The sequence below is a fragment of the Lysinibacillus sp. JNUCC-52 genome (assembly GCF_015999545.1).
Taxonomy (GTDB): domain Bacteria; phylum Bacillota; class Bacilli; order Bacillales_A; family Planococcaceae; genus Lysinibacillus.
In genome coordinates this window covers 3,324,318-3,346,121 of the sequence record NZ_CP065546.1, presented here as the reverse complement: position 1 = coordinate 3,346,121, position 21,804 = coordinate 3,324,318, and the positions used below count along the sequence as shown (strand labels likewise).

Annotated in this window: 18 protein-coding genes; 1 reads left to right on the top strand and 17 read right to left on the bottom strand. The window is 39.8% G+C overall.

What is annotated here, in order from left to right; all coding sequences use genetic code 11:
• The 10 genes from gatA to JNUCC52_RS16470 all read right to left on the bottom strand — a co-directional run bounded on the left by gatA (nt 1) and on the right by JNUCC52_RS16470 (nt 11,634).
• The gene (gatA, locus tag JNUCC52_RS16515) at nt 1–1,464 is read right to left on the bottom strand and encodes an Asp-tRNA(Asn)/Glu-tRNA(Gln) amidotransferase subunit GatA (RefSeq protein ID WP_173479641.1); all 1,464 of its coding nucleotides are present in this window, start codon (nt 1,462–1,464) and stop codon (nt 1–3) included.
• 24 nt (nt 1,465–1,488) lie between these two features.
• Nucleotides 1,489–1,776 carry an Asp-tRNA(Asn)/Glu-tRNA(Gln) amidotransferase subunit GatC gene (gatC, locus tag JNUCC52_RS16510; RefSeq protein WP_024364473.1) on the bottom strand — a complete coding sequence of 96 codons (288 nt, stop codon included), beginning with the start codon at nt 1,774–1,776 and terminating at the stop codon, nt 1,489–1,491.
• Between the two features lie 27 nt (nt 1,777–1,803).
• A complete protein-coding gene (locus tag JNUCC52_RS16505) occupies nt 1,804–1,992 on the bottom strand; it encodes a hypothetical protein (RefSeq protein WP_337980361.1) in 189 nt (62 codons plus the stop codon).
• Between the two features lie 106 nt (nt 1,993–2,098).
• Nucleotides 2,099–3,235, bottom strand: a complete 1,137-nt coding sequence (locus JNUCC52_RS16500) for a CamS family sex pheromone protein (protein ID WP_173479643.1) — start codon at nt 3,233–3,235, stop codon at nt 2,099–2,101.
• Between the two features lie 106 nt (nt 3,236–3,341).
• Complete coding sequence (gene ligA, locus JNUCC52_RS16495; protein ID WP_337980360.1) at nt 3,342–5,339, bottom strand: NAD-dependent DNA ligase LigA; 1,998 nt, start codon at nt 5,337–5,339, stop codon at nt 3,342–3,344.
• A 14-nt stretch (nt 5,340–5,353) separates the two neighbouring features.
• Nucleotides 5,354–7,606: a DNA helicase PcrA gene (pcrA, locus tag JNUCC52_RS16490; RefSeq protein ID WP_337980359.1), complete on the bottom strand. Its 2,253-nt coding sequence runs from the start codon at nt 7,604–7,606 to the stop codon at nt 5,354–5,356.
• Between the two features lie 31 nt (nt 7,607–7,637).
• Nucleotides 7,638–8,327, bottom strand: coding sequence for a heptaprenylglyceryl phosphate synthase (gene pcrB, locus JNUCC52_RS16485; RefSeq protein ID WP_337980358.1), 690 nt, complete (start codon nt 8,325–8,327; stop codon nt 7,638–7,640).
• Nucleotides 8,328–8,436: 109 nt separating this feature from the next.
• On the bottom strand, nt 8,437–8,757 hold the full coding sequence (locus JNUCC52_RS16480) for a YerC/YecD family TrpR-related protein (protein WP_004225717.1): 321 nt from the start codon (nt 8,755–8,757) through the stop codon (nt 8,437–8,439).
• 16 nt (nt 8,758–8,773) lie between these two features.
• Nucleotides 8,774–9,826, bottom strand: a complete 1,053-nt coding sequence (locus JNUCC52_RS16475) for a DUF3048 domain-containing protein (protein WP_337980357.1) — start codon at nt 9,824–9,826, stop codon at nt 8,774–8,776.
• 86 nt (nt 9,827–9,912) lie between these two features.
• The gene (locus JNUCC52_RS16470; protein ID WP_173479648.1) at nt 9,913–11,634 is read right to left on the bottom strand and encodes an adenine deaminase C-terminal domain-containing protein; all 1,722 of its coding nucleotides are present in this window, start codon (nt 11,632–11,634) and stop codon (nt 9,913–9,915) included.
• A gap of 311 nt (nt 11,635–11,945) precedes the next feature.
• Here JNUCC52_RS16470 and JNUCC52_RS16465 point away from each other — a divergent pair, with 311 nt between their 5' ends.
• The gene (locus tag JNUCC52_RS16465; protein ID WP_173479649.1) at nt 11,946–12,407 is read left to right on the top strand and encodes a YgaP-like transmembrane domain; all 462 of its coding nucleotides are present in this window, start codon (nt 11,946–11,948) and stop codon (nt 12,405–12,407) included.
• 92 nt (nt 12,408–12,499) lie between these two features.
• Here JNUCC52_RS16465 and purD read toward each other — a convergent pair whose 3' ends face one another.
• The 7 genes from purD to purQ all read right to left on the bottom strand — a co-directional run bounded on the left by purD (nt 12,500) and on the right by purQ (nt 21,804).
• On the bottom strand, nt 12,500–13,756 hold the full coding sequence (purD, locus tag JNUCC52_RS16460) for a phosphoribosylamine--glycine ligase (protein ID WP_173479650.1): 1,257 nt from the start codon (nt 13,754–13,756) through the stop codon (nt 12,500–12,502).
• A gap of 229 nt (nt 13,757–13,985) precedes the next feature.
• Nucleotides 13,986–15,512: a bifunctional phosphoribosylaminoimidazolecarboxamide formyltransferase/IMP cyclohydrolase gene (gene purH / locus JNUCC52_RS16455; protein ID WP_173479651.1), complete on the bottom strand. Its 1,527-nt coding sequence runs from the start codon at nt 15,510–15,512 to the stop codon at nt 13,986–13,988.
• A gap of 183 nt (nt 15,513–15,695) precedes the next feature.
• Complete coding sequence (gene purN / locus JNUCC52_RS16450; protein WP_337980356.1) at nt 15,696–16,265, bottom strand: phosphoribosylglycinamide formyltransferase; 570 nt, start codon at nt 16,263–16,265, stop codon at nt 15,696–15,698.
• Entirely contained in the window at nt 16,265–17,320 is a 1,056-nt protein-coding gene (gene purM / locus JNUCC52_RS16445) for a phosphoribosylformylglycinamidine cyclo-ligase (RefSeq protein ID WP_173479653.1), read from the bottom strand. The genes purN and purM overlap by 1 nt, the downstream gene beginning before the upstream one ends.
• 179 nt (nt 17,321–17,499) lie before the next feature.
• Complete coding sequence (gene purF / locus JNUCC52_RS16440; RefSeq protein ID WP_173479654.1) at nt 17,500–18,924, bottom strand: amidophosphoribosyltransferase; 1,425 nt, start codon at nt 18,922–18,924, stop codon at nt 17,500–17,502.
• Nucleotides 18,900–21,134 (bottom strand): phosphoribosylformylglycinamidine synthase subunit PurL, encoded by a 2,235-nt coding sequence (purL, locus tag JNUCC52_RS16435; RefSeq protein ID WP_337980355.1) that lies wholly within the window; start codon nt 21,132–21,134, stop codon nt 18,900–18,902. Before purL ends, purF begins: the two co-directional genes overlap by 25 nt.
• The gene (gene purQ, locus JNUCC52_RS16430; RefSeq protein WP_337980354.1) at nt 21,121–21,804 is read right to left on the bottom strand and encodes a phosphoribosylformylglycinamidine synthase subunit PurQ; all 684 of its coding nucleotides are present in this window, start codon (nt 21,802–21,804) and stop codon (nt 21,121–21,123) included. The genes purL and purQ overlap by 14 nt, the downstream gene beginning before the upstream one ends.

Below are 21,804 nucleotides of genomic sequence, written 5' to 3'. Positions count from 1 at the left end.
TTATTTTCCCTCCCAAATTTGAGGAACTTCTTTATGGAATTCTGTAGCTTGCTCGAATGCATGCGCTACACGGTAAATTGTTGCTTCATCGAAGTATTTACCAATGATTTGTAAGCCTAATGGTAGACCGTTTTCAAAGCCACATGGAATTGAAATCGCTGGCACACCCGCTAAGTTCATTGGAATTGTTAAAATATCGTTAGCATACATCGTCATAGGATCATCAACATTTTCACCAATTTTAAATGCTGGCGTTGGTGCTGTAGGACCAATGATTACATCAAAGTCTTCAAATACTTTGTCGTAGTCAGCTTTAATTAGTGTACGTGCTTGCTGTGCTTTTTTGTAATAAGCATCATAAGTACCAGCGCTAAGTGAATAAGTTCCTAGCATGATACGGCGTTTTACTTCATCACCAAAGCCTTGTGCACGTGTTTCTTTGTAAAGGTCCATTAAGTTATTAACGTTCTCTGCGCGGAAACCATAACGGATACCATCAAAACGAGAAAGGTTTGATGACGCTTCAGAAGAAGAAAGGATATAGTACGCCGCAAGTGCATATTTAGAATGTGGAAGTGATACTTCTTCTACTGTCGCACCTAAGCCTTTTAGTACTTCTAGTGCATCAAGTACTGATTGACGTGCCGCTTCGCCAACACCATCACCTAAAAATTCTTTTGGTACAGCAATACGTAAACCTTTTACATCGCCAGTCAATGCTGCTGCGAAGTTTGGTACTTCTACATTTGCTGAAGTTGAATCATTAGTATCTAATCCTGAAATGGCTTCTAGTAATAGCGCATTGTCTTCAACATTACGTGTAATTGGTCCGATTTGATCTAATGAAGAAGCAAATGCTACTAGTCCAAAGCGAGATACACGACCGTATGTAGGTTTCATCCCTACGACACCGCAATATGCTGCTGGTTGACGAATTGAACCACCTGTATCTGAACCAAGTGAGAATGGTACTTCTCCTGCTGCAACTGCTGCCGCAGACGCACCTGAAGAACCACCTGGTACGTGATTTAAGTTCCATGGATTTTTTGTTGTTTTATAGTATGAGTTTTCATTTGATGAACCCATTGCAAACTCGTCCATGTTCAATTTACCGATTGTAATCATGCCAGCTTCGCGTAGCTTATTAACGACTGTCGCATCGTAAATAGGCATAAATCCTTCAAGGATTTTAGAAGCACAAGTTGTTTCTAAGCCTTCTGTTACGATATTGTCTTTTACACCAATAGGAAGACCAAAAAGTGGTCCACGTTCTTCAAATGGCACTTTGTCCATTTCAGCTGCTTGTGCAGTTGCTTTTTCTTCGTTTGAAGCAAGGAATGCTTGTACATCGCCGTCAAGCTTTGTTACGCGTTCATATGCTTCTTTTGTTAAGTCAGCGATTGTTAGGTTACCAGCTTTAATTTCAGCTTGTAGCTCCTTTGCTGAACGTTCAAATAACGTCATGAGGAATCCTCCTATTTTTTAGTATTACATGATAGCTGGTACTTTTACTTGACCATCTTCTTGTTCTTTTACGTTTAACATCATTACATCACGGTCTAGACCTTTTGTTGCCACGTCTTCACGCATTACGTTTACTAATGGTAATACGTGTGTTGTTGGTTCAACATTTGTAGTATCTAACTCGTTTAGCTGCTCTGCAAAGTCAGTAATTTTCCCAAGTTGCTCAGCAAATTTTTCGGCTTCTTCTTCTGTAATTGCAAGACGTGCTAAGTTCGCAACGTGCTTAACTTCTTCTTTTGTTAATTTTGCCATTTTTTACACCTCCGAATACGATCCAATTCATTGTTTTTGTTGATAACAATAGGGTTGAATAAAGTTAACCATGCCAATAATCATAACATTTTTCCTATTAAAAATCACAACTTTCACCAAAAATACAGAAACTTTCACTACTATAACAAAGTGTTGTCCTGACATGTCTTCTTTTGTTGAACAAAGACTATCCCCGTTAGCTTGTCTCCATTTCATGGAGGCTTTCCTAACAAGATGGACATTGTCCGCTTCTATTAAACAAAACCTATTGGATTGAAGCGCGAATTTGCATAAAAATAGCCAGCACAAGGCTGACTATTTTTTATTCATAAACGTGTACATACGGGTCTTTATCATTCGCTTCTTTCATAATTAAAGCCTCTGGCCCATTAATAGAAGTAATGCTCACTTCGACATTTATATTATCAAACTGATTGATAAGGGCGCCCGTCAAATATTGTGTAAAGCCTATAATTTCAGCAGTACCGAAAAATTGGATTGGAATTTCAATCGTTAGCTTTTGTATTTTTTTATTTTGATAGAAGCCTGTGCCAATAACACTTGTATAGTTAGAAAAATATTTATCGACATCTTGCTTGAAGTTTTTGAAGTTATTACTAACATCTCGATAAGTATCATGTGTGTCATCTGTTGGGAACATCACATATTCTTCATCAAGAGGTTGCCAATCGCCAATATCATTTTGGCCCTCTTTTGCCACACCGTAAGTAAAATACGTACCTGGAATTATTTCGTTGCGTGCTTGCTGTTTAAACAACCCAACGACAATCGGTACATCTTTTAATTCATCACGTGTACGCATACGGGAAACAATTTCGGCCGCCATTTTTTTGCCTTGCTCTACAAGCGCAGACTCAGGAATAGGCTCCTCGTAATACTCACCATATTTTTCTTTTTGATAATAATAGATAGAATTCAAAGCGAGCCCTATTGATATACCAGCTAATTTCACCTTATTATCATCTGTTTTCTTTAAATAATTTTGCTCCACAATATGAGATAAATAAATAGGCGCTTTCGTTGCTCGCTCTTCTGCTGTCATCGCATCAGTAGTTGGTGGGTTTAAACCATCCTCTGTTTGCGAGCTACGTGCTAACCAAGAACTTACTGTGCTTTCAGCTAAATATTGTCCTTCTTGGAAATAGTAGTTTTCTGTGTCAAACTCATTTTGAGAAAGGCGCATTAATCCTGTTTCTACTTCCTTCATATCATATTTCGTGTAAATATTCGAAACGACTAACCCACGGCTTGCACTTTCTTTATATGGTATTAGTGTTTTATAGAAAGATTCATCAATCTGTAGACTTGGAATAATTGTTGTTTCCGCTTTTTCCTGTTGCGTTTCCTGTGTAAGCTCTGTCTCCTTCTTGTTCGAAGGCACACAGCCGACTAGCATTGCAGCAGCTACAATTGCTGGAATGAGTCGAAATGACTTCATTATTTTAGTACCCCTTTACTCATTATCAGATTCGTCTTTGGCAACTGTTCTATTACGCTTACGTTTAAGCGCAAATATCTGCCAGTGCTTATCTTTTACTTATTGTTTAAGTTAGTTGCTCAATTAGGTCGTCCTCGTTCCAAACTTCAATGCCTAATTGTTGTGCCTTTGTCAGTTTAGATCCTGCATCCGAACCAGCTATAACAAGATCCGTTTTTTTACTGACACTTCCTGTGACAATTCCACCTAACTCTTCTATTTTCGCCTTTGCATCGTTCCGTGTCAATTGCTCAAGTTTACCAGTTAGTACGATTGTCTTCCCTGCAAACGGATTGTCACCTAAGACGACCTCTACTTTTTTGCCTTTATATGTCATATTGACACCCGCTTCAGCAAGACGCTTAATAACGGCACGTGCATCTTCATTAGCAAAATATTCAACGAGTGAAGATGCCATTTTATCGCCAATTTCATGAATGGCTACGAGCTGATCCTCAGTTGCAGCCATTACGCCTTCCATCGTCTCAAATTCTTCTGAGACAATCTTCGCCGCCTTCTCGCCAACATGTCGTATACCTAAACCAATAAGTAGACGTTCCATCGAATTATCCTTCGATGCTTGAATAGCATTCACTAAGTTTGTAGCTGATTTTTCGCCCATACGCTCTAGCTCAACTAATTGCTCCACTGTTAACTGATATAAATCAGATACATCATGAATTAAATCTGCACGCAATAGCTGCTCAACAACCTTTTCACCTAGTCCATCAATGTTCATGGCGTTACGGGAGACAAAGTATTTAATGCTCTCTGCAATTTGTGCAAAACATGCTGGATTTACACAGCGCAAGGCTACTTCTCCCTCAATACGAATAAGCTCACTATCGCAAACAGGGCAATTTGCTGGCATTTCAAAAGGAATTGAATCCTCTGGGCGTTGTTCTAGTAATACACCGACTACTTGTGGGATAATGTCGCCTGCTTTTCGGATAATGACTGTATCCCCAATTCGAATATCTTTATCACGAATTAAATCTTCATTGTGTAAAGATGCTCGTTGCACAGTTGTACCCGCTACTTGTACAGGTGCTAAAATTGCCGTTGGTGTCACGACGCCAGTTCGACCTACTGTTAAATCGATATTAAGCAATGTCGTTACAACTTCCTCTGCGGGGAATTTGTAGGCAATTGCCCAGCGTGGACTTTTTGCTGTATAGCCGAGTTCATCTTGCTGCGCAAAACGATCGACCTTAATTACGATACCATCTATTTCATAGGCTAAATTCGGACGATTTTCTGTCCATGTTTCGATAAAAGTTAATACTTCCTCGATTGACGCACAGCGTTGACGTTCTTTATTTGATGGGAAGCCAAGTCCTTCTAAATAATCTAGCATCTCGCCATGCCCATCAATACCGTACGCCTCACCATCTCCTCCAATTGCATAAATGAAGGTTGATAGTTGACGACTTGCGGCAATTTTCGGATCTAATTGACGTAATGAGCCAGCAGCGGCATTTCGAGGATTCGCAAATAGTTCTTCACCGTTTTCAGCACGCTGTGTATTCAATTTTTCAAATGACTTTTTAGGCATATATGCTTCGCCACGCACTTCAATCGTAATTGGCTCTTTTAATCGAAGTGGTACAGCACGAATTGTTTTTAAATTCGCTGTTATATCCTCCCCAACTACGCCATCACCACGTGTTGCGCCTTGGACAAAAACACCATTCTCATATTTTAGGGAAATGGCAAGACCATCAATTTTCAGTTCACATACATACGAAAAGTGATCACCGATTGCTTGACGGATTTTTCGGTCAAACTCACGTAAGCCCGCTTCATCAAATGCGTTGGACAGACTTAGCATCGGATAATCATGCGTCACTTTTTTAAATCCCTCAATGACAGCACCGCCAACACGCTGTGTCGGTGAATCAGGATAAATCAGTGAAGGATTGGCCTCTTCTAATGCAATGAGCTCATGTAATAGTTGATCATATACACTATCTGCCACAAGAGGATTATCTAACACGTAATACGCATGCCCATATTCATGCAATAATTTATTTAACTCCGCTATGCGCTGTTCAATTTCGTTCATTTAAGTTCCTCCGCTTACGCTTTTTCAATAGGTGCAAATTGAGCTAATAATCGCTTAATACCAATTGGTTGTGGAAAAGCGATATCAAGTTCTGTACTATCACCCTCACCTTTTACGCTTACAACCATACCTGTTCCCCATTTTTTATGAACCGCTTTATCTCCAGCTTTCCAACCAAACTGGTCACCTCCAGTTGCTTGCAGGCGTGCTGTTGCTGGTTGTGTATGCTGTTGCGCGCCAAGTGTACGTTTTTGATAACCACTTGCCGAACGATTACTTGATGCAAACGGTACTTCAGGTCTCGTACCACCTTTGGAGATGGACTCTAAAATGTCCTCTGAAATTTCACGTAAGAAACGGGAAGCATTGTTAAAGCTTGAACGACCAAAAATCGTTCGAGATTGTGCACATGTTAAATACAACCGTTCCTCTGCTCGCGTTATGCCGACATAAGCAAGGCGCCTTTCCTCTTCCATTTCATCATTATCATCTAAAGAACGAGAATGCGGGAAAATATTTTCTTCCATACCAATAATGAATACAACAGGGAACTCTAATCCTTTAGCGGCATGCATCGTCATTAAAATGATATTGCCTTTAGATGCATCTTCCTTATCAAGCGCATCAATATCTGCAATTAGCGCTAAATCAGTTAAGAAGGCAATTAAGCTCTTATCTTCACTACGTTCTTCAAATGATTTTGTCACAGATAAAAATTCTTCAATATTTTCTAAACGACTTTCCGCTTCAATGCTCTTTTCGTTTTGTAACATTGCTCGATAGCCTGATTTCTCTATTACTTGCTCTACGATTTCCGTAACGGACAAGTAATTTTGCATTTCAGTAAAGCCTTTAATCATTGCATAAAAATGTTCTGCTGAAGCAGCAGCTTTCCCTGTTAATCCCATAAACACGAGATCATTCATCGCATCAAAAATAGAACGATCCTGATCAATTGCATAGCGCGCCATTTTTTCAAATGAGGTAGCACCAATACTTCGCTTCGGTTCATTAATAATACGCGCAAGTGATAAATCATCATCATTGTTCGCAATGAGACGTAAATAAGCTAATAAATCTTTAATTTCTTTGCGGTCATAGAACTTTGTACCACCGACAATTTGATAAGCCATATTGGACTTAACTAACACTTCCTCCATTACACGAGACTGTGCATTCGTACGATACAAAATGGCAAAGTCATCGAATGAACGATTTTCTTTTTCCATCAGCTGTTGGATTGTTTGTACGACAAACTGAGCTTCTTCCTGCTCATTATAAGCCTTGTACAAAGCAATTTTTTCACCATGTGCGTTTTCTGTGCGCAGCTCTTTTGGGTAACGGCTTGTGTTATGTTGAATGACGTCATTCGCAGCTTGAAGGATGCGTTTTGTTGAGCGGTAATTTTGCTCTAGCATAATAACCTTTGCATTTGGATAATCCTTTTCAAAAGACAGGATATTCCCAATATCCGCTCCGCGCCAACGATAAATGGATTGGTCTGAATCCCCTACTACGCAAATATTTTTGAATTTCTTCGCAAGTAATTGCACAAGTAAGTATTGGGATTTATTTGTATCTTGGTATTCATCAACGTGGATATATTGAAATTTATTTTGATAAAATTCAAGCACTTCAGGTACTCGCTTAAATAAAGTAATCGTCGTCATTATCAAATCATCAAAATCAAGTGATTGATTGCGTCGTAATCTTTTTTCATATCCTTTATAAACACGAGCAACCGTTTTTTCATATGGATTATTTTCATTTATTTGCCCTGCATATTCATCTGCAGTTATGCATTCATTTTTTGCTGAACTAATTGCGTTTAAGATTGCACGCGGTTCAAAACGCTTAGGGTCAATATTTTCATCCTTCAAGACATTCTTTATGACGGAAAGTTGATCTGTAGAATCTAAAATCGTGAAGTTGCGCGAGATACCAAGTTGCTCAATATTGCGTCGTAAAATGCGTACACACATCGAGTGAAATGTTGATACCCACATGCTGTCGCCTGTTCCATTTCCGAGAATACCATCTATACGCTCGCGCATTTCACGAGCTGCTTTATTCGTGAACGTAATGGCTAAAATTTTCGATGGGTATACTTCTTTTTCTATGATTAAATACGCAATACGATGCGTTAATACTCTTGTTTTTCCCGAACCAGCACCTGCCATAATAAGTAATGGCCCTTCTGTTGTTTTCACTGCTTTTTCTTGTTCAGGGTTCATTCCTACTAATAAATTTTTTGTTAAATGCTCCATTTTGCACCACCTTACAAACGTTTGTTCCTAATTATATCGCATTTTTAACTGCCTTAACAGTCGCAAGCGCAGCTTTTAAATCTTCATAAATAATATTCCCTACAACGACAGTATCGGCATACTGTGCCATTTCCGCGGCTTGCTTAGTAGAAGTAATACCGCCACCATAAAATAGTTTTGTTTTTTGCAATTCATTTTTTACAGCACGTACCATTTCAATATCACCATATTGACCACTATATTCTAAATAAAATACAGGTAACTTAAAGAAGTTTTCAGCCATGCGTGCATAGGCAACCACATCATCTACTGATAAATCTGTCTTTGCTTGTGTTACTTCTGCAACTTTACAATTTGGATTTAAAATACAATACCCTTCAGCGACTAACTCATCCCACACCATAATATCTCCATATTCTTTGATTGCCTCATGGTGTAAATTTTTAATCCATTTCGGGTCATCACTATTTAATACTGTTGGAATGAAATAATAGTCATAGCCTGGCGTTACGGCATCAATCGTAGAGATTTCCAGCGCTATCGGCACTTCAAAACGGCGTACGCGGACAAGTAAATCTAATACGCCATCTAATGTTACCCCATCTGTTCCGCCTACTAAAATTACATCTGTTCCAGATTCACAAATTTTTTCTAATGCTTCATCTGATATTTCCTTTGCTGGATCTAATTTGAACACATGTCTCCACTGTAAATAATCCATCTATTTTACCACCTATCTTTTTCTATCTATCCGTTTACAAGTATAGCTTATGACTCTCTACAAAAGAATGAAAAAGACTGAGCAGAAACTCTACCCAGCCTCATACTTACTATTCTTTTGGCGCTTGAAAAGGCTTTTCATCTGGATACAAACGACCTAACATTTCATCATATGTATCATTTCCATAATCAAAGCATCGACGTACACGAGAAATCGTTGCCGTACTTGCCCCTGTCTCCTTTTTAATGGATTCATAGGTTTTCTTTAAACGTAATAAATGTGCTACCTCAAATCGTTGTGCTAGCGATTGTATCTCACTAATCGTACATAAATCATCAAAAAATTTATAGCATTCTTCAATGTCTTTCAGTTCTAATACTGCTTTAAATAACTGATCTGTTTGATGCCCTCGAATTTTTTCGATTTGCATGCGGTTTTCCTCCCTCTTAAGGCTGCGTTTTCACCATTGCTTGTAACCCTGGTGAAGCTGGTACGAAATGAACCCATGACTTTCCTGGAACTAGCTTCACAAGTTCGCCAGTCTCTTCGACAGCCATTGGTAATCCATCGATATTAGCCCATTTTACTTCTCTTAAATAACCATTTTGAAATACATACGCATTTCCACCAGAGGTTAAATCAATATCTTGGCGGCCAACATCATCAATTGTTTGGTGCTTCATTTCAAAAAATAAAACATTTGCAACTGTTAATGCTTCACCTGTCAACATATCCTTTGTTTCTACGCCTGCCGATTGTCGTCCATAACGATTTGTTTGATGATCATATACATACGTGTTGTGGAAAGAATTACTATTCCCATAGTAAATGTCAACTTGACTTGTTTCAACGCCTATTTTACCACGTTCATCGGGTTCATAAAAAGCCTGATGTACTTTTTCACTGTAATTCATTGAAGCGCCTACTTTTTCAGCACCATTTAATATATTTTCAGAAGTTATATAGGAGTTATGTGGCGCTACTCGATCATTAGAACGTTTAAATAGTGTGCCATCATAGTTCATACCATTAATATTATCAACGACATTATTGCTTAGCATCGTTTTAGCCTCTGGACTGTAGCCGTGTGCTACATAAAATGCACCAAAGCCTTTTGCCATATCAATAAAGTAAGAACGTGCACTTCGTACTGGTCCAATATTTTCTGGTAATTCGCTTTGATAGACTGCTAGTAAACGAGTAACATTTCCTTCCGCTAACATTTCGTAAATCATATCTGCCGCTGCCAATCCTGATTGAGGTCGAGCTGCAGGATGATTGTTAACAGTCACAATAATTGGTCGCTGTGTCACTTCTTCTGTAACAGCCTCTCCCGTTAATGGTGCCAAAATTGTCTCTTCCTTCACAGGCTCCTCAATAGCTGGTTCATCCTCTATTTTGGATATATCTTCTTCTGGTTCAGAGGCATCTTTAGAACATCCGCCGATAAACAAGGCGCTAAATGCTAAGCCAACTAATAGTTTCTTTGATTTCAACACTTGCATTACTCTCCTTTAGTCAATACCGCCTTGATGTAAAAGTGTATGCTGTTGCTCTGGCGCTAATAAAAAATATGCTACTAAACCTAACGCATAACTGCAGGTAATAATAATTTATTCTTCATTACATCGAAAATTCCTTTCGGTGTAATTCGAATATATGGTAAATGCGTAGATTGTAAAAACAGTAAAGTATAAATGGCGTCGCCTAAACGATAGCCTCGTTCTGCTAATGCTTGCTTTAAGGCAAGCTCTTTTACTGTAAGCTCCTCCATATCTCCTTGATATAGAAGACCACCAATTGTAAGTGGAATGGATGCTACTACTTCTCCTTTTTCTACAAGGACAATACCTCCACCCAATGCCTTCATCTCTTCAAACGCTTTAAGCATATCGTCTTTATTTTTCCCGATGAGCAAAATATCTCCTGTGTTTGAATAGGACGATGCAAAGCCTTGAACATTTGTTGCAAATCCTTTAATCATCGTATTAACATGCCAGTTACCACTTCGGTTAATGAGCATTAAATAACTTTCATCATGGCTTGCAAGCTGCCCTTCTCTAGTGATTAACGAATTATAAGGCTTGGTAATAACATCGTTTACTAATTCAATTCCAAAAGGCATTGAAAATTGGAAGTCGTGGGAAGTTAGTGAAAAATCCAAATTAAATGATGGAATTGCTTTATAATCAATTGCATTAAAGCGATGCACTCGTTCGCCATCACGTTTTAACCATACGCCTTTTGACAGTACACTTTCTGGAACTGGATGCCATTCATCTTGTAAAATATTTAGAGAGGCAAAGCGACCAGTCGCAATAAAGCCATGTAAGTTTGACATATTGTAATAACGCGCTACATTATATGATGCCATTTGGTAGGCATCGATTGGAGCTACGCCTGCATCTAAAGCGACTTGAATACATTTATCCATTACGCCATCTTGATGGAATGAAGGTGTTGAGCCATCCGTTGTCATCATTAAATGGTCGAAAATAGGTAGTTGTTTTTCTACGATTCCTTTTAATAGATTTGGTAAATCAGGACGAATCGAAGAATGACGAAGCGTTACTGCAAATCCTTGCATAATCCGTCTTTCCACTTCTTCCACTGTCATCGCTTCATGGTCGCCATCTGCACCAAGTAATTTCATACGCGCTAAAGTGCGTTCTGAAGCACCAGGGAAATGGCCTTCAATTTTTTTGCCATGTGCCTTAGCCATTTGCATGCGATATAGCATTAAATCATCACCATGCAACAATTTAGGCCAACCAGTTAGCTCGCCACCTAACAGTACATCATCACGTTGTAACCATTCTAAAATAGACGTATTTGAAAAAATCTCTTCTTCCTGTTCCATTTCAGTCTGTGAGTCAAAACGCGTCCACCAATAAAAAGAGAACGGTAATTTCTTTAGCTCATCTAATATTGAAAACGCTTTCTTGTTCTCTAAAGATAATACAAAACTTAAATTATCAGAGATAAAAGTGGTCGTACCTAGTTGCCCACAAAAATCAGCAAAGGACTGTGGATGGTACAACTGGAACGGATGAACATGAGGTTCAATATAACCTGGAACAATCGTTTTATGTGTACAATCAATAATTTCTGTGCCTTCGGTTAAAGGAGGCATTCTTTCCCCCGCATAAACAATACGGTCTCCCAAAATCCATATATTACCTATCACCCATTGCTTTAACATGCTATGTAAATAACGCGCATTTTTTAAGACAATACTAGGCGATTTTTTGCCATCTATAACAGCTATATGTTGACGCAATTGCGAAATTCTCCATGTCGGATCCATGTATATCGCTCCTTCCTAATTTGCGTAAAATTTCATTGTGTAAATCCTACTTGAATTCACATACTACTATTGCATAAACGCTTATTTGATTTCATTGCGTCTTTTGCATGATGATTCGCATTTTGAATAGGACTCGTTAATTGACGCCTTTCAAAATCCGTGCCTTATATCCTCTTTTATTTTATCTACTAAAAGAGGATAAAATAATGCTGCTTTATGCAATCATCTTGTTTCAATCGTAACACAGCACTTTCATAAAGCAAAGTGCACCCCGCTTTATTTTTTCCACTATGACTAAAGGAGGAAATTATATGATGCAACAAGCTAATCTAAGTGATAAAAATGCCTTTTGCCGCTTTGCCCTTGGGACAAGTATGACGGCATTCGGTATCGCTAAGGTATCTAGAAATCCTAGCTGTATGAAAGGACGACTTATGATTGCATTAGGAGCCATGAAAATGGCTGAAGGTATTTTTAAGTATTGTCCTTCAAAGGCAATGTTGAGCACAAATGTGGAAAGTGCCATGAATACCTCTATGCAAAGTATGTTCAGTGGACAAAATTCTATGTCTTCAGGACAGAATTCTATGTCTTCTGAGCAAAATCCTATGTCTTCTGAACAAATCAATAAGCTAATGAAGGATTTCTCCTCTGCTATTACTGGAAATGCGTCAGATATGACAGCAAGTTTTAATGCTTCTGACACCAGCACATCAACACAAAATTCCTCGGACAGTAAAAATTCTACAAATAAAGCACAAAATCCTTCTTAGTCAAAGAAGCCGTCTCAATCCACATGAGACGGCTCCTTACTTTTTTAGAGAAACGATATGTCTATGAAAAATAATTACTTCAGGTAAAATTGTTATTTAAATGTACGCCAGCCGATATCTTTACGGTAGAAGAAGTTATCCCATTCAGCTGTTGCGATACCAGCATAAACCTTTTCTTGTGCTTCTTGTAATGTCGATGCTTTGGCAGCGACTAGTAAAACTCGTCCGCCATTCCCTACAAACTTTTCATCTACTAGCTTCGTACCTGCATGGTAGACTGCATGTGAAGCAGATAATGCTTCTAAGTTCGGTAAAGCATTTCCTTTTACTACATCACCAGGATAGCCTTCAGCAGCAATAACAACACCTAACATAGCGTCGTTTGACCATTGCAAATCAAATGGTTTTTCATCCATTAATGCGCTCATAAATGCACCAAAGTCAGATTGCATACGTGGTAATACGACCTGTGTTTCTGGGTCACCAAAACGAGCATTGAACTCAATTACTTTAGGTCCGCTCTTCGTTAAAATAAGACCTGCATATAAAATACCCGTAAATGATACCCCATCTGCTTCCATCCCTTTAATAGTAGGTTCAACGACTGTTTGATATGCTACATCAACTACATCCTGTGAAATTTGTGGTACAGGTGAATATGCACCCATTCCCCCTGTATTTGGTCCTTTATCGCCGTCATATGCACGTTTATGATCTTGGGCAATAACCATTGGATAAATTTGACCCTTATGGACAAAGGACATAAAGGAGAACTCTTCACCATCAAGGAATTCTTCAATGACAACACGAGATGAAGACTCACCGAAACGTTGATTACCAATCATATCTTGCACTGCTTCAATCGCTTCTGCTTCTGTCATCGCTACAACAACACCTTTACCAGCTGCTAAGCCATCTGCTTTTACAACGATTGGTGCTCCCTGTGCTTGAATATAGTGAATTGCTTCTTCCGCTTCTGTGAACGTTGCATGTGCTGCTGTTGGGATATTATATTTATTCATAATATCTTTTGCATATGATTTGCTACTTTCAATTTGCGCTGCTGCCTTTGTCGGACCAAATGCTCGTAGACCACGTTGAGTAAAGAAATCTACGATGCCTTCTGCCAGTGGTTGCTCTGGACCAACAAATGTTAAATCTATTGCATTTTCTTTTGCAAATTGTACAAGACCTGCAAAGTCCATTGTATCAATTGCTACAACCTCTACATCTTGTCGCATACCGTCATTGCCTGGTGCAACGAATACTTTCTCGACGGACGGAGAAATGCTAAATTGTTTGGCAATTGCATGCTCACGACCGCCACTTCCTATAACTAATACGTTCATAATTAGTGAATCCTCCTCTTTAAGAGTAAAGGCTGTCTTCTATGTCGCTCTATCATCTTTCTAGCAAAGCCCACTTCGCTTTCCACTGCATAGCACTTGCCAATAGCTAGTTTAATCGACATTTACGTGGATATGAAAAATAGCATACTAGAAACACGTCCAGTATACTATTTTCCCTATTAGGACAGACCTTTTTTCTTTTGATTTGTTTATAATTGCAAATTCAATATTAATGCTTGAAGTGACGTACGCCTGTAAATACCATTGCAATTCCGTATTCATTTGCTTTATCGATCGAATCTTGGTCTTTAATAGAGCCACCTGGTTGAATTATTGCAGTAATACCTGCCGCGTGTGCAGCTTCTACAGTATCACTCATAGGGAAGAATGCATCCGATGCTAGAGATGCACCTTTCGCCTTATCACCCGCTTGCTCAAAGGCGATTTTCGCCGCACCTACGCGGTTCATTTGGCCAGCACCAACACCTAATGTCATGTGCGAATCCGTTACAACAATTGCATTGGATTTCACATGCTTCACTACAGACCATCCAAGCTGTAATGCTTCCCATTCTTCCTCAGTCGGTTCTCTGTCTGTCACTACTTTAATGTCAGCGTCTGCAAAGCCGTAGCTGTCTGGCTCTTGTACTAGTAAACCACCTTCAACAGAGACAACGTTAAATTGGTCTTTTTTAGCTTGCTCAAATGGAATTGTTAATAAACGAATGTTTTTCTTCTGTGTTAAAATGGCTAATGCTTCTTGAGAGAAAGCAGGTGCAATAATAATTTCTAAGAAAATATGACTTAGCTTTTCTGCTGTTGCCGCATCTACTTCCATATTTAATGCAATAATGCCACCAAAGATAGACGTAGAATCTGCTGCATATGCTTTGTCAAAAGCTTCTTCTAGTGTTACGCCTGTACCAACACCACAAGGATTCATATGTTTCACCGCAACAGCTGCAGGCATTTCGAACTCTTTTACGATTTGAAGTGCTGCGTTCCCATCTTGGATGTTATTATATGATAATTCTTTCCCATGTAATTGCGTTGCGTACGCTAAAGAGAAATCAGAACCGAGACGTTTTTGATAAAATGCTGCTTTTTGATGAGGATTTTCGCCATAACGTAAATTTTGTTTTAACTCGTAAGTAAGCGTTAAGCTTTCAGGGAATGCTTCTTCAGTTAAATGATTCGAAATATACGAATCATAAGCTGCCGTGTGACGGAAAACTTTTGCCGCTAGCTTACGACGTGTTTCAATCGTTGTCGCGCCAGTTGCTTTCAATTCTTCTAATACAGTTGCATAGTCATTGCTATCTACAATAACTGTTACGTATTGATGGTTTTTAGCAGCAGAACGTAGCATAGTCGGTCCACCAATATCAATATTTTCGATGGCATCATCCCATGTTACATTAGGCTTTGAAATTGTTTCAACGAACGGATAAAGATTAACACACACAATTTCAATTGGTTCAATGCCGTGCTCGTTCATTTGTGCTTGATGTGAAGCATCATCAAATTTCCCTAATAGTCCACCGTGAATCATTGGATTTAACGTTTTCACACGACCATCTAAAATTTCTGGGAATTTTGTTACTTCATCCACTGCTGTTACTGCGACATCATTGTCCTGTAACATTTTTTTTGTACCACCAGTTGATAAAATTTCATAACCTAATGCCACTAATTCTTTTGCAAATTCTAAAATACCATCTTTATTGGAAACACTGATTAATGCACGTTTTGTCACAACGAAATCCTCCTAATTTGTCTCGTGTTTAGCCACGAAAATATCTAGCCAACTTGATTTAGCGGAGTTAGGTGCAAATTGAATGACTCATTCTACTTGAGCGGAGTTCATCATGATTGGAACGAATCTTACGGGAGTCATTCGCGTTCCCGTTCAATAAGCCAGACCTAACTACCTACCAATCTACTTTAATAATTGCTGTAATGCCTTTGTATATAGTACATGCTCTTCTTTATGAATAGCCGTTTCTGTTGCCTCGCGATTGCCTTCGATCACAGCAACAGCAGCTTGCGCAATAATTGGCCCTGTATCCATGCCTTCATCCACAAAATGCACCGTAACACCCGTCACCTTAACACCATGCTCGATTGCTTGACCAATCGCATCTTTTCCTGGGAAGGATGGTAAAAGCGAAGGATGAATATTAACAATACGCTTTGGATATGCCGCCAACAACACTTCACTAATTAAACGCATATACCCTGCAAGTACAATCCACTGCACTCCACATTCACGTAAAGCTTCAATAATAGCAGTCTCGTACTCTACTTTCGATGCAAATTGTTTCGGACTTAAAGCGAGTACTGGGATACCAAATTGTTGAGCACGTGTCACAACAAATGCAGCGGGCTTATCTGTTACAACGAGCTCAACTTTTGCATGTAGTTCTCCACGTTCAATCGCTTCTTGTATAGCTTGAAAATTACTGCCGCTCCCTGATGCAAATACGGCAATTTTAACTGGTGCAGTCATTACACTAAGCTCCCATCATGTGAGCCGTTAAATACAACGCCCTCGCCTTTCACAACGCGACCGATTTTGTATGCTTTTTCACCATTTGCTTCAGCTGTAGCAATTACTTTATCTGCTTCTGCTGCTGGTACAGCTAACACGAAACCAATACCCATATTGAAGACATTGTATAAATCCTTGTCTTCAAGCTGACCTTTTTCCTTTAAAAATTCGAAAATGCGAAGAACTGGCCAAGAGCCTAAGTCAATTTCTGTTGCTAATCCTTCTGGCATCATACGTGGTAGGTTTTCATAGAAGCCGCCACCTGTTACATGTGCGCAACCATGAACGTCAGCTGCTTTTAATGCTGCAAGCACTGGTTTTGCATATAGCTTAGTTGGTACTAGAAGTGCTTCACCGATTGGACCTAAATCTTCAAAGCCATCAACAACTGCGTCTACTGCATAGCCGTTGTCGGCAAAAACGATTTTACGTACTAATGAATAGCCGTTTGAATGGACACCACTTGACGCTAAACCAATAAGCACGTCACCTTCGACAATATTGTCACCAGTGACAATTGCTGATTTTTCACAAGCGCCTACAGCGAATCCTGCTAAATCGTATTCATCTTCTTCATAAAGACCAGGCATTTCAGCTGTCTCACCACCGATTAAGGCAGCACCAGATTGCACACAGCCATCTGCAACACCTTTTACGATTTGTTCGATTTTTGCTGGCTCTGCTTTACCAAGTGCCACATAATCTAAAAAGTAAAGTGGTTCTGCACCTTGTGCTACGATATCATTTACACACATAGCAACACAGTCCACGCCAATTGTATCGTGCTTGTCTACCATAAATGCTAATTTTAATTTTGTGCCAACACCATCTGTACCTGAAATAAGAACAGGTTCTTTAAGATTTAGTTCTGACAAGTCAAACATACCACCAAAGCCACCAAACGTACCCATCACACCTAGTCGATTCGTCCGTTCAACGTGAGACTTCATTCGTTTTACAGCTTCGTAGCCTGCTTCAATATTTACACCTGCTTGTTCATATGCCTTTGACATGCAGAGATCCTCCTTTAAATTATATACGCAACAATCCATTACTTTTAATAGTAGAGGATATGTGCCTGTTCAACATCCAGCAAGGAATAGCAATCCTTCCTCCATGTCATTCCATTCTTAGCGGATACCCACCGAATAACTATGGGCAGTCCGACAAAATTTCATTGATGAACATACACTTAGCGTAAAAGTTCTTTTTCGTGCGGTAAGATTGTATCTGGGAAAATTTCAGTCGGGTATTTGCTTGTAAAGCATGCTAGGCAAAGACCTTTATTTTCATCCTCAAATGGACGTGCGATTGTTTCCACCATACCTTCAACTGAAAGGAATGTTAGTGAATCAGCACCAATCGCATCTCGTATTTCATCCACATTATGGCTTGAAGCAATTAACTCTTCATGTGTCGAAGTATCAATACCGTAATAACAAGGGTCAGTCATTGGCGGAGAAGAAATTACTACATGTACCTCAGCTGCACCTGCATCTTTTAGCATTTTGACAATACGACGTGATGTTGTACCACGAACAATCGAGTCATCCACCATCACCACACGTTTTCCTTTCACAACTTGAACAACAGGCGAAAGCTTCATTTTCACTCCGCGTTCACGTAATTCTTGCGTCGGTTGAATAAACGTACGGCCAACATAACGGTTTTTAATTAACCCTAACTCATACGGAATACCACTTTCTTCAGCAAAGCCAATAGCCGCAGAAATACTTGAATCAGGTACACCTGTTACGACATCCGCTTCAATATGTGCACATTCACGTGCAAGTTGTTTCCCCATACGTTTACGTGCCATATGCACATTAATGCCATCAATATCAGAATCAGGACGTGCTAAGTATACATATTCCATCGCACACATTGCGCGATTTTCCATATTAGCAAAACGGTCTGATTTTACACCTTCATCGTTTATGATTAATAATTCCCCTGGTTCCACAGAACGAACAAACTCTGCCCCTATTAAATCAAACGCACAAGTTTCAGAAGCAACAACCCATCCATCTCCTAGTTTGCCAAGAGATAATGGACGTAAACCATGTGGATCACGCGCAACAAGCATTTCATCTTTTGTCATAATTAAGAACGAATACGCACCCTTTAGTAATGAAAGGGCATTTTTCACCTTTGCTCTGAAAGGTGAATGCGAGCTTTTCTTAATAAGATGCGCTAACACTTCTGTATCTGAGCTTGAGTGAAAAATACTTCCTTGTCGCTCTAAATACTGCTTTAAGTGTGTCGCATTGACTAAGTTACCGTTATGAGCAATGGAAAGGCTACCTGTTGATGAATGAAATAGTAATGGCTGTACATTTTCAATACCGCCACCACCAGCAGTCGTATAACGAACATGCGCAATGGCGGCTTTGCCGTCCACTGCTTTTAATTTCTCTTCATTGAAAACATCATTTACTAATCCTTCGCCTTTCACCGCGCGAAGGTGAAGACCGTCAGAAACGACGATTCCCGCACCTTCTTGTCCACGGTGTTGAAGAGCATGAAGCCCGTAATAACTAAGGTGTGCTGGACTTGGGTTGCCCCAAATACCAAACACCCCACATTCTTCGTTTAAGCCTCTGAGTTCAGCAAGCATGGGATTGCTCCTTTCCAATTAGAACGGAATTCCTCCACTGTACCTTCTACAAGCACACCGTTGTCCCCGTTGATTTTAACAAGCGCATCGTTCGTTACGACACCGATTTTTAGTGCACTTTCTACTGTTTCTACAAATGCAGCAGCATTTTCTTCTTTGACTGTTACAACAAAACGGGACTGTGTTTCACTGAATAGAGCCGTTGTTGCAGAACCTGTTAACGTTACATCAATACCAAGACCTTGCGCTCCAAACGTAGTTTCTGCAAGTGCTACGGCAAGTCCACCCTCCGCTACGTCATGCGCAGATTGTACAAGTCCCGCTTTAATCGCTTTTAGCAATGCTTGTTGACGGGCTGCCTCCACCGCTAAGTCGATAGCTGGCGCTTTTCCTGAAATCACACCGTTATTTACTAGCTTTTGAAGCTCAGAGCCACCGAATTCCGTTTTTGTTTCACCAATAACGAATACGACATCGCCTGCCACTTTTACATCTTGTGTTGTTACATGTGCTAAATCTTCAATTAGACCTACCATACCAATTGTTGGTGTTGGGTAAACCGCTTCTCCTGAACGTTCGTTATAAAGAGATACGTTCCCACCGATTACTGGTGCATTTAATGCTGTACAAGCAGCAGAAATACCATCAGCAGATTTTTCGATTTGCCAGAAAATCTCTGGCTTTTCTGGATTACCGAAGTTTAAGCAGTCCGTAATGGCAAGTGGGGTACCACCCGTTGCTACAATGTTACGAGCCGCTTCAGCTACTGCAATGGCACCGCCCACTTCAGGATCAAGATAAATGTAGCGAGAGTTACAGTCTGTAGTCATTGCAAGGCCTTTGTTTGTACCACGCACACGGATAACTGCAGCATCTGAACCAGGTGCTACAACTGTTGATGTACGTACTTGATAATCATATTGATTATAAACCCATTCTTTTGAAGCAATTGTCGGTGCTTTTAAAAGTGCGTTTAACGTTTCTTTGTAATCTGTTACTACTGGTTCTGTGTTAGCCATTCCTTGGAATTGTGCATAATATGCAGGCTCAGCAGATGGCTTATGGTAAACTGGCGCATCTTCTGCAAGTGCATCCGCTGGTACATTTGCTACAACTTCACCGTTGTGAAGTAATCGAAGCATTTTATCGTCTGTCACGACACCAATAGCTACTGCATCTAAATCATATTTATCGAAAATCGCTTTAATTTCATCTTCGCGACCTTTTTTCACAACTAATAACATACGCTCTTGAGACTCGGATAGCATCATCTCGTAAGCAGTCATCCCTGTTTCACGTTGCGGTACTAAATCTAGGTTCATTTCTACACCAGAGCCAGCTTTAGAAGCCATCTCTGCTGACGAAGAAGTAAGACCCGCAGCACCCATATCTTGAATACCAACTAGAGCATCAGACTTAACAACTTCTAAGCAAGCTTCAAGTAGTAGTTTTTCCATAAATGGGTCCCCTACTTGCACAGCTGGACGTTGGTTTTCTGATTCCTCAGTTAATTCTTCAGATGCAAATGTCGCACCATGAATTCCATCACGACCAGTTTTTGCACCTACGTACATCACTGTATTTCCTACACCTGCAGCAATACCGCGTTGAATATCTTTGTGGTCTATTAAACCAACACACATTGCGTTCACTAGTGGGTTTCCTTCGTAGCATGGGTCGAATTGAATTTCGCCCCCAACAGTTGGAATCCCGATACAGTTACCATATCCAGCAATACCAGCAACAACTTCTTCAAATAAGTACTTACCACGTGCTGATTTCAACTCACCAAAGCGTAGTGAATTCAGCATTGCAATTGGTCGTGCACCCATTGAGAAAACGTCACGAATAATGCCGCCTACACCTGTTGCTGCACCTTGATAAGGCTCAATTGCTGAAGGGTGGTTATGTGACTCCATTTTAAATACAACTGCTTGCTCATCACCAATATCGACAATACCTGCTCCTTCACCAGGACCTTGTAATACTTGAGGTCCTTTTGTAGGGAATTTACGTAAAACTGGTTTTGAATTTTTGTATGAGCAGTGTTCAGACCACATTACTGAGAAAAGACCAGTCTCTGTCCAGTTTGGTAAACGGCCTAAAATACCTTCTACCATTGCAAATTCTTCGTCTGACATCCCCATTCCAGCGTATAGCTTTTCATCTTTAATTTGCTGTGCTGTTGGCTCAAACTTAGTTGTTGACATGATTTTCCCTCCACTGCTTCACAATTGATTTAAATACTGCTAGACCGTCTGCTCCGCCCACTAGTGTATCGACAGCTCTTTCTGGGTGAGGCATCATTCCTAATACATTGCCGCGCTCGTTAATAATCCCTGCGATATCTTCTAAAGAACCGTTTGGATTTTCTCCTGAGTATGTGAACACGATTTGATTGTTATCTTTTAGTTTTTGTAATGTTTCCTCATCACAGTAGTAGTTGCCTTCACCGTGTGCGATTGGAATATTAATTACTTGACCTTGCTCATATTGATTTGTGAATAATGTATTGTTGTTTTCAACTTTAAGCTGTATAGTACGACACATGAATTTCAGATTTTTATTGCGAAGTAAAGCACCTGGCAATAATCCTGCCTCAGTAAGAATTTGGAACCCGTTACAAACGCCTAATACGGGCTTACCAGCATCTGCTGCTTTTTTAACTTCAACCATAATGTTTGATTGGTTTGCCATAGCGCCACAACGTAAGTAGTCGCCGTAAGAGAAACCTCCAGGTACTAAAATACCGTCAAAGCCACTTAAATCTGATTCTGTGTGCCATACATATTCTACTTCTTCACCTAGTTCGTCTTTAATCGCATGATACATATCGATGTCACAGTTTGACCCAGGGAATACGAGTACTGCGAATTTCAT